Consider the following 15913-nt stretch of genomic DNA (forward strand, 5'->3'; position numbering starts at 1 on the left):
GGTATATAACGAAAGTATTTCCCTTCTGTACGGCATTAGCCCGCTTTGCCGTACTCTTGTATTCGCGACGGCCTACTGCTTGTGTCGAAAAGTGGATGTAAATAAAAGCTACCTGAAAATTTCAGCTTCGCAGAAACTTGCTGTGCTGCTTTTCAGGTAGCCTTTTCACGTCTTCTCGATCAGTCTGCCTGCCATTTAAAGCTGTGATCGCAGAAGGGCAGGAACAGCAGCTTGGTGGCGCCGACTTGGATGATGTCGTTGCGTTGCAGGGTGGGCTCGCCACGGATAGTGCTGCCGTTAAGCATGGCAAGGTTGCGGCTGCTGCCGCGCTCAATGAAGAACTCGTTGGCGTGGTGGTCGTATACCACGACGGCATGGGCTTCGTGGCTGACGGTGTTGTCGCTTTGCGCGCCGAAATCGAGGCAGACTTCCAGGTCGGCGTTGCGCCCGATTCGGTTTTCCCCTTGAATCAGGCGGAAATCGGTGCCGTACCCTTGGCCTTCGGTAATAACCAGCCAGCCGACCACGGGGAATTCGCACATGCCTTTGGCGCGGGCTTCGGCATCGGGTCGGTTGCTCATGCCGATGATGTGGGTTTTCAAGGCAGGGTTGCCATTTGCCGTAGTGGTGGAGTTATCAAGAATTTGGGTCTTGGCACTTTGGGCAGCCAGTCCCTGCGAATCGGCAGTGAGCATTTGGGTGCGTTCGTTGGCGAGAGCCGGGGTGGCTACACTGTAGGGGCTGCCGGAAAAGCCAGAATCTCCGCAATAGGGGCAGTCGGCCTGTACTGCGGAGTCGTAGTAGTGTTTGCCGGCAGCACAGAGAGTCATTGCCATGCTGTGTTCCTTTTATGATTGGGTGAGTTGGTAGGCAATATCGCGGTTGGCCAGATAGATGGTTTGGCCGGGACGCAAGGTGGTGCGGCTGATGCGCTGCTCCAGGCTGTCTACAAAGGTGCCGTTGGTGGATTGCAGGTCTTCCAACACAACGTTGCCGGCTGCATCTACGCTGATACGGCAGTGGCTGCCGGAGATTTGCTGGCGGTTGATCACCACGTCGTTGCCGCTACTGCGGCCGATGCGGACGGTTTGACCGAGGTAGAGTGCGATGGCGGGCAGACCGGCGCTGAGCGGTTGTAGGGTGGCGGTAATACGAGGTTGGGCGGCTTGTGGCGAGCCCATGCTGAAGCGGGCAATGTTTTCGTCGGCAGTCAGTTGCAATACATCACCGGCGTTTAAAACGGCACGGGTGATTTTGCTGCCGTTTACATAGGTGCCGTTGGTGCTGCCCAAGTCTTCCACCTGTACTTGGCGGCCGTCGAACAGCAGTTGTACGTGGCGGGCGGATACCTGTGCTTGGTTGATAATAACGGAGGCGGGTGCGCTGCGGCCGATAATCGTGGGTTTGCCGGCCGGCAAGACGATATTGCTGCCGCCACAGAGTGCAGAGAGTGTAACGCTACCTGAAATGCCGGCTTGGGCTGGCTGCGCCTGTTGTACCTGCTGCGCGCCGACGATGCGGCGGATCAACTGGGAGTTGATCGGCGGATTGGAGCCGGCTTTCACTTGTTTTTTCAGGCGCAGCAGATACACGCCGCCGCCGCCGGCCAGCAATATCAGCAAACCCATGCCGCTATAAAGCAGGGTGAGCTGGCGCTTAGTGCTGGCGGTGGCGCTGTCTACGCATTCGTTCTTGATTTGGGTGAATTTGACGTTGTGGCTTTGCAGAATCGGTACAAGTTCGGAATTGGAAACGGCAATAACAGTATTAACCTGTTCTTTGTGCGCACCTTCGTTGGTGCCGACCACCTGGCCGCAGCGGTTTACCAGCGGGCCGCCGCTGTTGCCACCGCTGATGGGGGCGTGGTGTTCCCAGTAGCTGCGGTTTTCGTAGTTTTTGAATTCGCGTTTGAGCGTACCTTCGGCAATTACCGGCTGGATGTAGGCATTGGGGTCGCCGAAGCCGAAGCCGGAGGTAATATCATCGGAAGCACCGGGGAAACCGATGGAAAACACCGGTAGGGTAGGTTGGAGGAATTTTTCGGCAGCCAGCGGCAGCGGTTTGCCAGTGAGGCCGTGCACTTGCAGTAGGCTAAGATCTTTGGCACTGTCGCTGAAAATCTGCTGGGTGGAAATTAGCTCTAGGTGGGGGGCAATGGTGCGCACCACAAACACTTCCGGCTTGCCCAGCTGTGCCATCTCACCCACATCTGCGTTAGCAACGTGGTCATTGGTTACGAGGTGGCCTTCTGTCGACACCAAATAGCCCGAACCGTGGCCGGCAAAGAGGTAGATTTGGCCGTTTTGTTTGAAGAGGGTAAGGTTCTGCCCGTTTTGTGCGGCAACGCGCACATAGCCGTTGCTGTTGATTTCCGAGAGCATCTGCGGGCTGACCAGCTGCGAGGCGATTTGCGTCGGCAGCGGCACGCCTATCCATAGGCGGTATACCGATTTGGCCGCGCTCAAAACATCGGGCTGATTGGCGCTGGCCTGCCAGGGCAGCATCAAAAGGGATAGCAGCAGAAATTTTCGCCAAAAGTGTTTCATAGAGGTTCCTTAATTGATTGTGCAGATGGTGTTATCGGGTTTGCGGCGCAGAGGAGTCAGGCGGCGTCAGTGGTAGCGGCACGGAAGCAGCGGGTGGATTTTTCGGGTTGGATACGACAGAGGGTGGCTCAGATGCAGGGGTAGGAGAGGCCGGTGTATAAGGTTCGGATGTGGCCGGTGCAGAGGTTGCGGATGCGGAGGAAACATCCTCGTTTGGCGGCATGTGCTGGGTGTGGCGGTCGGATGTGAACCACCAGGTACCAACTAAGAGGGCACCCAAAATAAAGCCAATGATAAGGCCTTTGGCTGGGAAGCTGGGGGTGGATGGTGCGGGCGGGGGGCTACCTGAAATTCGGGTAGAGAGCGTGGACTCGCCGGTGGTAGGGAGGGCTTGCGTAGACAGGTCGTGCACTTGGGTAGCGGGCGAGGTTTGTTTGGCAGTTGCCTGTACCAAAAGTAGCGAGGTATTGTCTTGATGCGGATGCCGTTTGGCCTGCACAAGGGCCAGTAGGGTGTTTACTTTGTCTTCGAGGCTACCTGAAGCAGCTATAAGGGTTTGCTCGATTTCCTCATCGCTTAAGGTTTGCACACCGTCGCTGGCCAAGAGCAGTAATTCGCCGGGAGAGAGTGTGCCGGAGGAACAATCGATATGGGCGATGTCTTTGCCCATTACGGCGCTGGTTACGGCATGACGGGCGGGGTGGCGGTCGGCGGCTTCGCTGCTGATTTCCCCCGCAGCGATCATGCGTTTGAGATCTTCGGCAAAGGCATGGTTGGCATTGATGCGGCGCAGGCTGCCTTGGTCGTAGGTGTAGAGAGGGCTGTCGCCGACGCTGATGTAGCTGTAGCGGTTGTCGGTTTCGTCTACCACCACGGCAATAACGGTGGTGCCCATACCTTCGAGTTCTGGCTGTCGGCGCAGGGTGTCGGACAGGGTCTGGTTGGCTTGGTGCAGGGCTCGGCGCAAATCCTGCTCAGCTTCGTGTAGGCCATATTGTTGAAAATAGTCTAAAAAGGCAGCTACTACGGTTTTGGCGGCAATTTGCCCGCCGCGCTGCCCGCCCATGCCGTCGGCCAGCACATAGAGTTTGTGCTGGGGAGAAAGCACCAGGTTGCCCAGTGCGTCTTGCTGTTCTTCACGTTGGCCGATGTACTGGCCTTGATGGAAATTGATCTGCATAGGTACTCCTTCAGCGGCCATCTGATACCGCAATTGGGCAGCAGGCTACCTGAAAACTATGTGGCAGAAGGGGCTGGTTTATGGACAGTCGCTGCCGGATACTGTGCCATCGACAAGGTGTTTGCCGTTTTTGTCGTAGAAGGCAATGATAAGGGTACCGTTATGCTGGATCAGCCACGGGCTGATATTGGGATCGGTACAGGAGGTTTTGGCCATAGCTGGGCCGATAGCACTCTGCAATTCGTTGAGCTGGTCGTTGTTGAGGTCACGGAGGTGCAGGTCGGTCATGGTAATCTGCATTATCAGTTCGTTGCTACTCTCGACATAGACGGTTTTGTCCCAACGCACACCGTCGCTGATCATTTGTGGCAGCTGTTTGTTAATTTCGTTGAGATAAGCAGCCGAGATACCGGTGCCGTCATTCTTGCCGCTATCGTTTTCGGCGGGCTGCTCAGGTTGGGTTTGGCTGGCGGGTGGCAGTACTACCGGTGTATCAGCAGCAGTTGAGGCAGTGGGTGGGGAGGCAGGTTCGCCGTTTTTATCACTGTCGCGCATCAGGACGGAAGCGGCGATAACCAGCACTACCAACATTGCTGCAACGATGCTACCCCACAACAGCCATTTCGATTTGCTGCTGGTCGCTGCTGGAGCAGTTTTACGCTGTTTGGGTAGCACTTTCCCGTGCACGGCGGTTTGTGTCGGGTAAGAGGCTTGGGTGGTATTGCCGGCTTCGGGGAGGGAGGCAGCCTGAGATGGAATTTCTGCCAGTCCAAGCAGTGCCTGCTGCATATCCATAGCATTTTGGAAACGGTTTTCGGCACGCACGTTGAGAGCGTAGTCGATGGCGGCAAGGAAATGATGGCTGTAGCGGCCTTCATAGCGACTGCCGGCCAGCTTGGGTTGGGTATCTTCGCCGGCGATGCGGGCGGGGGCTTCTTCAATCAGCTGGTGGGTAATGGATTGGTAAATGCAGGCGCCGATACTGTATAAATCCAGAGCAGGCATGAAAACATCGCGTGAGTGGTATTGTTCGATAGGGGCGAAAGGAGGGGTAAGGATTTGGGTAAGTGGTCGGCTTTTTTGGCCGACAGCCTGCCGGGCGGCTCCGAAATCAATTAATACCGGGGTTTGGTTTTCGGTGATGAAGATATTTTCTGGTTTGATGTCACGGTGCAGCAGCTGGCGCTCGTGAATATATTTCAGGCCTTCAAGCAAGGGGATAAAAATACTGGCCAGCTCATTTTCACTCGGTCTGGGGTGTTCTTTAATCCATTGGTGCAGGGTGATACCGCGCAGATAGGGCATCACAAAATAGGCGGTGCCGTTGGCCTCGAACAGGTCGGTTACCTTGACTACGTTGGGGTGGCTTAAGCCGTAGAGCAGCTTGGCTTCGTTGAAAAAGCCGTTTAAGCCCCAGTTGAAGATTTCCTGGTCACTGCTGCTTTTGGCTTGAATGGTCAGCCCTTGAACGCGAACGCCGCTGTCGGGCAGGTATTCTTTGATAACGTGTTGCGAGCCGAAATGGATATGTTCGGCCAGATAGGTGATGCCGAATGCGCCGGAGCCGAGCACTTTGAGGACGATGTAAGTGTGAAGCTGGCTACCTGCAACCAGCGCGTCTGCCCGTTGGACGTTTTGCTGCGTCATAAACACTATCCTTTACCAAAACCTGCAAATAATCCACATTGCCCAGTATTATATAAAGGAAGTTTGAAACAAGGCAATTTCCGCAGTCAAGCAAAGTGGTTAATTTTTAGGATGTTGGAAACTGGTAATGACTACAGAGAGGTTCTCAATGGACCAATACAATATTAGGGCAGAGTACTGTAGATGGCATCAGGAGTGCTGTGGAGAGGAGTAATGCTGCCCCCGTATTGATTGGGAAAAAGCGGTAAGATAAAGGTTTCCTGTTTTTACATCTTAGCAGCGATTATTGTTATGGCTACCTGAAACTTTTCAGGTAGCCTGCTCCCATCTTCCCATTTCATGCCTCAGTTAAACATTACTTTCTCTGCTAATCCTGCCACCATATGAAGCCCCACCGTTTGCCTATATAATCGCCGCCATCACACACCGCACGGAAAATCATTATGCCTCCTTTGCTCACTGCCGCCACCAATGCCGATTGGCTCGACCAACTCGGTACCAATCTGCACACCTTTTTGCTCAGCCTGTTTTCGCGTGAGGAATTCGGGCTGAACCAGCTGCTCGGCAGCTTATCCAAAACGCTTGGTTGGGTGGATTTGGTGTTGGCGTTAGCTTTGCTGGTGGGGGCGTATTTCCTTTCCAGCCGGCTGCTGGGCAAGATGCCGACGGAAGACGGCAAGCCGCATTTTTTGCGCCATATCGGGCGCCGCATTGCTTGGCCGCTATTGATGCTGCTGGGTGGGGCGTTGGCTTTGGGCGGCTGGTTTGCCTTTTTCGGGGCAACGGCGGTGTGGTTCCGCCTGCTGGTGATGGCGGCGCGTTGGATGATTTTGATTCGGGTGGTGCTGGCGGTGTTTCATTCGGCGATTCCGGCCAACCGTTTTTCCGAGCGGATGGAATCTTCACTGGCCGCTGCGCTGTGGGGCGCGTTTCTGTTGTGGGCTTCGGGCATTGACGATTTGATTCTGGCCTGGTTGCGCGGCTTGCAGTTTTCAGTTGGTTCGGCGCGGCTTTCTCTTTATACCGTGCTCACCGGATTGTTGTGGGTAGGCGTGATGCTGGTGGGCGCGATGTGGCTGTCGCGCTATATTGATGCGCGGCTCAAAGGCAGCACGCGGCTAGATCCGAACCTGCAAATCGTGCTTTCCAAATTGGCGCGCTCGTTGCTTTTGGTGTTGTCGGTGTTGATTGCGCTGCCGCTGGTGGGCATTGATTTAACCGTGCTTTCCGTGTTCGGCGGCGCGTTGGGTGTGGGCTTGGGCTTTGGTTTGCAGAAAATTGCCAGCAATTATGTGTCGGGCTTCATTATTTTGGGCGACCGCTCGGTGCGCCCGGGCGACCGGCTCACGGTGAACGGCTTTACCGGCTATGTAACACAAATCACTTCCCGCTTTGTGGTGCTGCGCAGCGGCAACGGGCAGGAGGCGCTGATTCCGAACGAAACCTTCATCACCTCCACCGTGATCAACGAATCCTACACCGGCAAATCCCTGTGGCAGAGTTTAGATGTTCAGGTAGCCTACCATACTGATTTAACCCAAGCGATTGAGATTCTGCAGGAGGCTGCTGCCGCGCAGGAGCGCGTGAAGGCTGATCCGCCACCTAAGGCCTATCTGATTGATTTCGCGGATAACGGCATCAATCTGCGGCTTGGCTTTTGGGTGCGCGACCCCGAAAACGGCTTTCTCGGCCTTAGCTCAGCCATTTTGCTCACCGTGTGGCGGCGGTTTAACGAAGAAGGCATCGAATTCCCCTTCCCGCAGCGTGAAGTACGCATTCTGAATCAAGACCTCTCCCCCGATGCTGCCGCTCTGCTCAAAGCCGGCTATCAGGCGCAGGGCGATACCGCCTCCGACGAATTTGCCAACGCCAATCCCGAGCCGGCCGAGTCATCGGAAAGCCAAGAGGACGCCCGGTCATGAGCCGCCCAGCCTACAAGCGCCCGGAATCCGTGCTGGTGGTGCTGCACGACGGGCAGGGCCGCGCCTTGATGCTTGAGCGCGTGTCTCCGCCCGGCTTTTGGCAATCCGTAACTGGCAGCCTGGAAAAAGGCGAAAGCCCGTTTGCCACTGCCTTGCGCGAAGTGGCCGAAGAAACCGGCATCCTGCTTGCGCCAGAAGAGCTTGAAGACTGGCATACACAGAACGAATACGAAATCTACGAACACTGGCGCCACCGCTACGCTCCCGGCGTTACCCGCAACACCGAACACGTCTTCTCCGCCCGCATTCCCGCTGCCAGCCCTGTGTGTCTTTCCGCGCGCGAACACCGCGCCCACCGCTGGCTGCCGCTGGCCGAAGCCGCCCATCTCGCCTTTTCCCCTTCCAACCGCGAAGCATTGTTGCGTCTGGCCGCCGAAACCGAAGGCAGGCTACCTGAAAAATTGACTGCCCCACCGCTTTGATAGATGATGGCAGTCATCACCCCAAACGAGCCCTGTTATGGATACCCTGCTGCAAGAAGTTACCCAACAACTCGCCCAACGCGGCGAAACCATCACCTGCGCCGAATCCTGCACCGGCGGCCTGCTTGCCGCCGCACTCACCCACCTGCCCGGCAGCTCCGCCTGGTTTGAAACAGGCTTCGTTACCTACAGCAACCACGCCAAACAGCAGCTCCTTAATGTGAACGCCGCCACCCTCGGCCACTACGGCGCAGTGAGTGAAGAAACCGTGCGCGAAATGGCGCTGGGTGCACTCATCACCACCAAAGCCGACTATGCGCTCAGCATCTCCGGCATCGCCGGCCCCGACGGCGGCAGCGAAGAGAAACCCGTGGGCACGGTTTGGTTCAGCCTGGCCACCAAACAGCGCATCTGGGCCAAAGAGCAGCACTTTGAAGGAGACCGCGAAGCCATCCGCACCCAAGCCGTGCGCTTTGCCCTGATACTGATGAAAAAGTATTTGGAGCGATAGCCCGGCAGGGTTGATTGGAATGGAAAAGGCTGCCTGAAAATTTCAGGTAGCCTTTATTCAAGCCGTCGGCCTCACGCTTTGGGCAGGGTAACACCGGTTTGCCCCATGTATTTGCCTTTGCGGTCTTTATAGGAAGTTTCGCACACTTCGTCGCTCTCGAAGAAGAGGACTTGCGCCACGCCTTCGCCGGCGTAGATTTTGGCGGGTAGAGGGGTGGTGTTAGAGAATTCGAGGGTAACGTAGCCTTCCCATTCCGGCTCGAACGGGGTCACGTTCACGATAATGCCGCAGCGGGCATAGGTGGATTTGCCTAGGCACACGGTGAGCACGTTGCGCGGGATGCGGAAGTATTCCATCGTGCGCGCCAGAGCAAAGGAATTGGGCGGGATGATGCAGCAGTCGTCTTCCACGGTCACGAAGTTTTTTGGATCGAAGTTTTTCGGATCGACGATGGTGCTGTTGATGTTGGTGAAGATTTTGAATTCGTTGGCGCAGCGGATATCGTAGCCGTAGCTGGAGGTGCCGTAGGAAATAATGCGCCGGCCGTCTTGCTCTTTAACTTGTTTGGGCTCGAACGGCTCGATCATGCCATGCTCTTCGGCCATGCGGCGTATCCAGCGGTCGGATTTGATGCTCATGGTGTTTGTCCTGGGTTGGGGTTGGTTTGGGGGGAGGCTACCTGAAAAATGGGTATTTAATCCTGCCAGCCGCCTAGAAGCGATACCAACTCCTGCAGCAGGGTGGAGAGCGCTTCAGCCATCAGGATTTGTGAGGCAAAGGCCAGGCTGGCGGCATCGTCGCCGTGGCTTTCGGCCTCTTCCTGCAAAACGTCAAGATATTGGATGCGTTTGAGCGTGAAATCCTGGGTGAGCACGAAGGCAATCTGATCACGCCACACGAGGCCGAGCTGGGTAACGGTTTTGCCGGTTTTCACGTGCTGCACCACTTCGTCGGCGGTCAAATCCTGTTTCGACACGCGCACGGTAGGCGCGGCATCGCCCGTGCCTTTGAGTTCGCACATATCATCCAGCTCGAAGCCGCCGCCACACGTGCCGGCGAGCAGCCATTCGGTCATCAGGGAGGAAGGCGATTGTTTGGTGTTCGGCAGTTTGGCTTCGAGCCCGCCCAAGGCTTCACGCAGCTTGGCCAGCAGGTTTTCCGCACGGGTGGCCGAGGCTTGGTTTACCAGCAGGAAGCCGCTGCGCGTGTCGCACACGGCCTGCGTTTTGCTGCTGCGGGTGAAGGCGCGGGGCAGCAGGTCGTCCGTAATCTGCTCTTTGAGCTCCTGCTTTTCTTTGCGCCCCACGGTGCGCGCTTCGGCTTCTTGGATTTCGGTGATTTTGTCGTCCAAAATCTCTCGGATCACGCCGGCAGGCAGCACTTTTTCGGATTTCTTCAGCGCCACGCTCCAAGTGAAATCGGCGGGAAACACCAATTCCGGCGAAAACCCTTCCGGTGGGGCAAAGCCTTCGCCAAACCAGTCCAAACCCTGCGGCGGGGCAAATTCGGCCTCTTGCAGCTTGGAGGACAAGGTTTCCAAATCCGGCAGTTTGTCTTTGTTTAGGGGATAAAAGCTGACTTGTTTAAACCACATTTTGCTTGCTGTTTCAGTTTGTTTCAAAACGCGGCATTATACTGCCAAGCAGGCTTAGAAAGCTATTTGAAACGATGATTACTAAGACCGGCAAGAGAAGAAAAACCAAAGTGAAAACGGGGGAAGAAGAGTGGTGCTACACCTACAAAAATCTGAGGGAGGTGCTTATGGCAGTCTGAAACGCAACCCGCCGTATCTGGGTGATTTTGCAAAGAGTAAGGAACTGATGATGCCTAACGTTATCAATATATTGGAGAGCAAATTTAGTGAAAATAAAGGCTAAAATCACTATCAGGCTGGGATGAAATTATGTACTAAAAGACTATTTATAATAATTTTATCTTATGGCTAGAGAAAGGACAAAAGAGATGGAAAACCCATCCTTTTGTCCATTGAACTAATTTTTCATACAATACGGCAAGCCGCAGTAGTGCAGAATCAGGCAAGGCTAGCTAATGCTCCCAGTAATTTTAAGTATCCTCCCATATAAAAAAGCCGTCTGAATAGTTCAGACGGCTTTGCTACTACTACAGCCTTAGAAAATCTCACGCCAAGAGATACGGCGGATTGAGGGGGTTTCTGGCAAGTAAACTTCGTGTAAGTTCACATTACCCTGGCTATCTTTTGTTAAGAGCAGCAATTTACCGTCGGTTGTTTTCAACAAGAGAGGAGAACCCACTGCATTCAGCTGTTTGCGGTATGAGGAGCCGTTAAAGTTGCCATCGAAGAAGCCTCTCAAGCCGGAGCCAGTTACCGCATTCAGCGGATAAGTATAACCAGAAGATTGAATTACGTTACAAGATAAAGCCGGGTTACTGCCATCAATGAAAGTATTTACAATCAAATATTTACCTCTCTCCAGGTAGGGGTTGTAAATTACTTGCTCATATTCAACTTTGCCATTGATAGTTACTCGAGTTAAGTCTAAATACCAACCTGATTTGGTATTCCAATCAACGTTCATATTACTCAACTGATCTTTTTTACCACCTTCATGTATTACTTGTGCTTGCATTTGGCTACGATTTACCTGAGCTGCAGTGGTTCCAGCAGCAGGATTAAAAGCCAAAGCCGTTTTGTCGCGGATACCATAGATACTTTGTTGGCCGGTGGCGTAAGTGGTTTTTGTACCCAAGTAACCCTCTTTGCGCATGCCTGTACCAAAGTTCAGAATAACGTCGCCAGAAGCACCATTTCGTCCCATGCGAGTTACAATAATTTTGGTGGAAATTGGTTGAACAGCGGGGGCAGTAAAGAGCTTCTGCGGTTGCACAGTCCAATCATTACTATTTTGGGATAGAAGGTTAAAGCGCCACACATTGCCTTTTATGTCACCTGCATAAGCATAATCGTAAATGTTGTCCCCATCCAAATCCACAGGGGTAACATAAGCAATACCGTTGGGAGCATCAGGTGTGCCTGCTTCTCCCGTACTGATGAATTTGAAAGAAGGCTTACCAGTACTTTGGTTGATGGACATTACATAAATACCAGCCGGACCGTTGGAGGCGGTACAGTTACCGTTAGCAGCATCAGTGGTAGAACACCAGCCATTACCGAACACAGCACCCCAGTTGCCATCATGGAAACGGCCGAAGACGGGTGTGCCGTAGGTGTTACCCAAATTGCTCCATTCTCCTCCGGAAGAGCGAGACCATTCGCCTATTACATTAGATGCATTGAAGGAATCGGGGTTGGTAACATCCAAAGCATAGATAGTATCGCCACCGGCTCCCAAGCCACCCATAACCCAAGTGTGCCATGAACCTCCGTAGAACACGTCTCCAGTACCTACAGGGGCATCGTTATAGTAGTTGTGGGCATACTGTGGGCTGAAGAGATCCAAGCCTGCATTGGTTTTATTGTGAATCCGTGATAGTACAGCACCGGGGATGTAGGCAAACATTTCTTGACCGTCATTGTTTGCGGTCTGGAATTGCCCGGCTGCGTTATAGCTACCGCTGCGGAAGGCATGCAGGAAACCGTCATTCGAACCCGCATACACAATATTGGTGCGTGTGCGGTTCGAATTGGCAAAGGTGGTGTAAGGTTGACCATTGTTTTCCTGCATGGCTGCACCTAGATAACGCGAATCGCGCCAACGGGGAGCAGATAGATAATTCTTGTTATTCGGATACCCTAACCATACCGGGCTGGAGTTGATGATATCGCCTAATAGTTTTTTGCGGGGACGGAAGACGCCGTTGGGCTGACCGACTTCCCGGCTTGTATCGCCCTTCAGATAGGCTAATCTGGCTTCGCCCATGCCGGCAGGCTCGCCAGGGGATGACAAGGCAGCCTGTTGCGAAGGACTGATGTTTGACCACTCCAATGCGGCACCCGCTGTACCAGTCCAAGTAAAGAATTTACGCACGGGCTGTTTATTAACAATTTGGTTACCTTTTCTCTCGCATGGGCCGCCGGTTAGAACGCACGCAGCATCCCAGTTGGCACCAGGCTGCACCGCATAAGTTCCATTGGGTTTACGGAGAATGTTTTGTGCCGTTAAGTTGCCATACCAGTGCACTTTGTTGAAGAAAGATAGATAAACCTGTGAATCAGATGCTAATTTTGCATCAGGCAGATTTACGTCTGCAGAACCTTCAGATTGAGTGGCTGGGGTGGCTTTGAAGCACAAGACTTCGTGGTTGTTATGAGCGCCACCTGTTGCCCCCATAAATCCAAAGCGGAAACTTTTTGGCAATGGACCATTTGCGGCCACAATATCAAAATCTGTCATTACCGGTTGGAAGTCACCACCGTTATAGCTAATCCATACACTAGCTTTGCCGTTCGGCGTGATACGGATTTTATATAACATTGGAACTGCTTGGTCACGCGAATGGGCAGATTCTGTGGCAAATCGCCGAGGTAGTTGTTTATGGGCAAAATACTGATAATTATATAATTTTAATCTTGGATCTGTTGCTTTATCACTTAATACAAGAGCCCCTTGGCCTGAAGGCAGGTATGCGGAATCAATGGTTAATTGACCGGTTTTGCATACATTGACAAATCTACGATAAGACGGAGCATTAATAGCCCACTGCCCGAATCCAGCTTTAGAAGTCCATAAGTTAGTCCAGTTGTTTTGTACGGATGCAGGTACAGTACCCCACCCAAACTTAGTATAAATCTCCTGCAACAAATGTTTACTGATATAGGTATGATTAATGGAGCCCGCACCGCGAATACCAATCGTATTTGGCAACCGTTGGCTCAAGCCTGGCGCACCAGTAGTAGTATTATCATGCTTGTAAACAAAGTTACCCCACTCATCAATACCGATACCCATGTATCCGCCATAAACACCACTAAAAATCGGGTTTTCATTGGTACATGAATAACCAATTGAACCCCCTGATGCCCCTAACGTAGCCGGTTTACTACCATCGGCCAAGAAGAAGGTCATGCCGTCGGCACCACTACCACCCCATGTGTAGGTAATAAAAGTAATTTCCACACCTTCTTGGGTGCCAAAAGTGAAATCTGAAACAATGCCGCCAACTACTTGGTTTTGCGCAGGAGTTAGGCGCAAGACCCCTTTGCCCAGATTATCCTGAACCCCGGTACATCTAGGAGGAGAGCCAGCAACTGTAGCTGTAGGTTTGGATGATTGAGTTCCCGCAGTCAGACAAGCGCTATTAATTACTGTGGGTGAGGGAGAGGACGGATCCCAAGGATTTTTAAAGCCATCGCCCGGCAGCGGCATCAACCATTTATTAGTAGTTGTTCCGCCGGAAAAGTTTTCTTCAATTACGCCGTTAAAAGGGGTATCACCATGCACTTGTGGTATATAAACCGCCATCAGGGCGGCTACCAATGCCTGATAAGTCGGGGTGATTCTTTTTCCGACGTTGGCTTGCTGTTTTCTCGTTGTGGTTTTCATTTTTAAAACTCCCGCGGATATATATAGACACCGTGTAAGCCCTAGTCTTACTGGGCGAATTCGGCGCGTCCTGTAAACACGTTATATTTTGATTGATTGAATTTTTGTTAAATTTAGCCAATAACTGCCATACCGAGAACGGAATGCTCTACCTTGTATGGCAAGCAATTTCGATACCATGCTGCTTGCAGATAGAAGGATTAACAAATTTTTAAAAATAACTGGTACATAAGTAGTATGATAAAGCGTTCTTGGTCTTTTTGGCAAGTTGGCTTAAATTAGGAAACTTGTAAGGTATAGAAAATCAGGAGGATTGGGAGATTGCCTGATGACTTGGGAAGTTTACGAACCCGCTTCACCCACCGGCTGAGGCTTGGCGGGGTTGTTGTTGCAATAGTTTGGTTAATAGGTAACTTTTCTGGTTATCTGCTGTTTTTGCCTTTCTTGGGCGTCAGGATTTTTTGTCCATTGCCGGAGAGCCTGAGTGTTGTGGTTGTTTATTGAGTCACTCTGACCTGTGGGGTTGCCCAATTTGCTGTTAGCAAACGGCGTATGGCAGATCTTGCAAAGATTGCCTGCCGTTGTTTGTCAGAAAGGGCGGGGTAGAGAGGCGGTGAACAGGTTGCCTGAAACTATTCTTACCGGTTTTAGGCAGCCTTGATTCTTGATTGCCAGATAGTGCCGAGTTCAAACTGTGCCAATCGGGCGGCATCGACATTTGGGGCACCAGGGTTCATTTTTTCTCCCAAAGGGGGTTTCAGGTAACCTCATTCAAGCGTGGAGGCTACCTGAAAAATGCGGCGGCAAGACGCTTTATCGGTTGCTGCTGTTGTAGCGTTGCAGGCTGCGCTGTACGGGGGTTTTGATGGAAGCGCAGTATTGTTCGTGGTCTTTGCCTGCAGTTTGGCTGTTGAGGAAGGCGCGGGCTTCGGCTTTGCTCACCAGACTTTCGCAGCTGCCTTGCTCAAACTGTTTCATAGCGGCGAAGAAAGCGTTTTTATAGCGTTCGTCTTGGGCGGCGGTGCTGTCGCAGGCAAAGGTGTGGATGGTGATTTGGAAACCATCTTTCAGGTAGCCCAGGCATTGCTGTTTGCTGGCTTGGACGGGCTCGGCTTGGGCAAGGGCGGGGAGGAGAGCGGCAGTAAGGAGGGCTAGGGTACGGAGTTTCATTGGAGGAGTTCCTTGTATGTGGCTGGGAAGAAGAGGCTACCTGAAAATTGCTTTTCAGTTTTTCAGGTAGCCTGTGGGTTATTTGACGTTGCGGTAGCGGTGGGCAATGCCTGGCAGTTCATCTTTGACGGCTGGGCAGAACAGGCGGCTGGTCTGACCTAGCCGCTGGAGTTCAAGATTGATGGCGGCTTGGGCTTCGTCTTCGTTGACGATGTCTAGGCAGCTGTCGTGCTCAAATTGGGTCTGGGTGTTTTTGAAGGCGGTTTGGTAGCGCTCCTCGGTGGCGGCATCGGGACGGCAGGCTTGGGTGAAGGCGGAGAGGTTGTTGCCATCGACAACGTAGCGCAGGCATTGGGCTTTTGCGGCAGCGTGTTCGGCAGCTTGGGTGCTGTCTTGCGGGCTGTTGTCTTGTGGCTCGGGGTTAGGCTGCGGGCGCTCTTGGGTGTGGGCGGGTTGTTCGTTACCTTGCTGGCGGGTTGGCCGGCTGTGCCGGATTGGGGATTGGGTGGTGTTGTGTCCGGTATTGCGCTGCTGGCGGGTGTTTGTGCGGGTGTTGGCAGGTTTGGTTTCCTGTTGTTGGCGCGAGTGTGCCCGACCGGTGGCAGGCTTGTTGTTGTCGTGCTCCCTGCTTTGGCTGTTGCGACCACGGGCGGGTTTGGCTTCTTGCTGCTGGCGTGAGTTGGCGCGGCCGTTGGCTGGTTTGTTGCTGTCTTGGGTTCTGTTTTGACTGTTGCGGCCTCGCTGGGGTTTGTTGTCTTGCGGTTTGGAAGATGAGTTTCTGCCGGAGGAGGCGCGCTCTTGAGGCCTGCTCTGCGCGGGTTTGGATTGGGATGCACGGCCGGATGAGGGTTTGGCGGGGGCCGCGATGGCGAGTGCGGGAAGGACGGCGGCAAGGGTGGCGAGGGTTTTGAGTTTCATGGAGTTTGCTTTATGGCGTTGTGGGAAATGGGTTTGATGGATTTCAGGTAGCCT

General features: G+C 53.3%; 12 protein-coding genes. 3 read left to right on the forward strand and 9 right to left on the reverse strand.

What is annotated here, in order from left to right:
• Positions 1-179: 179 nt before the first annotated feature.
• The 4 genes from A7Q03_RS03675 to A7Q03_RS03690 form a co-directional block, all read right to left on the reverse strand.
• Positions 180-836 carry an FHA domain-containing protein gene (locus A7Q03_RS03675; RefSeq protein WP_067447446.1) on the reverse strand — a complete coding sequence of 219 codons (657 nt, stop codon included), beginning with the start codon at positions 834-836 and terminating at the stop codon, positions 180-182.
• A 12-nt stretch (positions 837-848) separates the two neighbouring features.
• On the reverse strand, positions 849-2546 hold the full coding sequence (locus A7Q03_RS03680; protein ID WP_067447448.1) for an FHA domain-containing protein: 1698 nt from the start codon (positions 2544-2546) through the stop codon (positions 849-851).
• A gap of 31 nt (positions 2547-2577) precedes the next feature.
• Positions 2578-3726 carry a PP2C family serine/threonine-protein phosphatase gene (locus A7Q03_RS03685; protein WP_067447449.1) on the reverse strand — a complete coding sequence of 383 codons (1149 nt, stop codon included), beginning with the start codon at positions 3724-3726 and terminating at the stop codon, positions 2578-2580.
• Between the two features lie 78 nt (positions 3727-3804).
• Positions 3805-5373 (reverse strand): serine/threonine-protein kinase, encoded by a 1569-nt coding sequence (locus A7Q03_RS03690; RefSeq protein WP_067447450.1) that lies wholly within the window; start codon positions 5371-5373, stop codon positions 3805-3807.
• A gap of 443 nt (positions 5374-5816) precedes the next feature.
• On the opposite strand from A7Q03_RS03690, the gene A7Q03_RS03695 reads away from it, so the two are divergent.
• Genes A7Q03_RS03695 through pncC form a run of 3 tightly spaced genes read left to right on the forward strand, consistent with a single transcriptional unit; the run spans position 5817 to position 8288 of the window.
• On the forward strand, positions 5817-7295 hold the full coding sequence (locus tag A7Q03_RS03695) for a mechanosensitive ion channel family protein (RefSeq protein ID WP_067447451.1): 1479 nt from the start codon (positions 5817-5819) through the stop codon (positions 7293-7295).
• The gene (gene nudB / locus A7Q03_RS03700; protein ID WP_067447453.1) at positions 7292-7777 is read left to right on the forward strand and encodes a dihydroneopterin triphosphate diphosphatase; all 486 of its coding nucleotides are present in this window, start codon (positions 7292-7294) and stop codon (positions 7775-7777) included. The genes A7Q03_RS03695 and nudB overlap by 4 nt, the downstream gene beginning before the upstream one ends.
• Positions 7778-7814: 37 nt before the next feature.
• A complete protein-coding gene (gene pncC / locus A7Q03_RS03705) occupies positions 7815-8288 on the forward strand; it encodes a nicotinamide-nucleotide amidase (protein ID WP_067447456.1) in 474 nt (157 codons plus the stop codon).
• 71 nt (positions 8289-8359) lie between these two features.
• Here the strand turns inward: pncC and dcd are convergent, their stop codons facing one another.
• The 5 genes from dcd to A7Q03_RS03730 form a co-directional block, all read right to left on the reverse strand.
• Positions 8360-8926 carry a dCTP deaminase gene (gene dcd, locus A7Q03_RS03710; RefSeq protein WP_067447458.1) on the reverse strand — a complete coding sequence of 189 codons (567 nt, stop codon included), beginning with the start codon at positions 8924-8926 and terminating at the stop codon, positions 8360-8362.
• A 56-nt stretch (positions 8927-8982) separates the two neighbouring features.
• Positions 8983-9882, reverse strand: coding sequence for a recombination-associated protein RdgC (locus tag A7Q03_RS03715; RefSeq protein ID WP_067447460.1), 900 nt, complete (start codon positions 9880-9882; stop codon positions 8983-8985).
• 535 nt (positions 9883-10417) lie between these two features.
• Positions 10418-13771 carry a PilC/PilY family type IV pilus protein gene (locus A7Q03_RS03720; RefSeq protein ID WP_082880673.1) on the reverse strand — a complete coding sequence of 1118 codons (3354 nt, stop codon included), beginning with the start codon at positions 13769-13771 and terminating at the stop codon, positions 10418-10420.
• A gap of 813 nt (positions 13772-14584) precedes the next feature.
• Positions 14585-14941: a hypothetical protein gene (locus tag A7Q03_RS03725; RefSeq protein WP_067442764.1), complete on the reverse strand. Its 357-nt coding sequence runs from the start codon at positions 14939-14941 to the stop codon at positions 14585-14587.
• Positions 14942-15019: 78 nt separating this feature from the next.
• Positions 15020-15859: a hypothetical protein gene (locus A7Q03_RS03730; RefSeq protein WP_067447464.1), complete on the reverse strand. Its 840-nt coding sequence runs from the start codon at positions 15857-15859 to the stop codon at positions 15020-15022.
• Positions 15860-15913 lie beyond the last annotated feature (54 nt).

Source organism: Eikenella sp. NML99-0057 (genome assembly GCF_001648535.1).
Classification (GTDB): Bacteria; Pseudomonadota; Gammaproteobacteria; order Burkholderiales; family Neisseriaceae; genus Eikenella; species Eikenella exigua.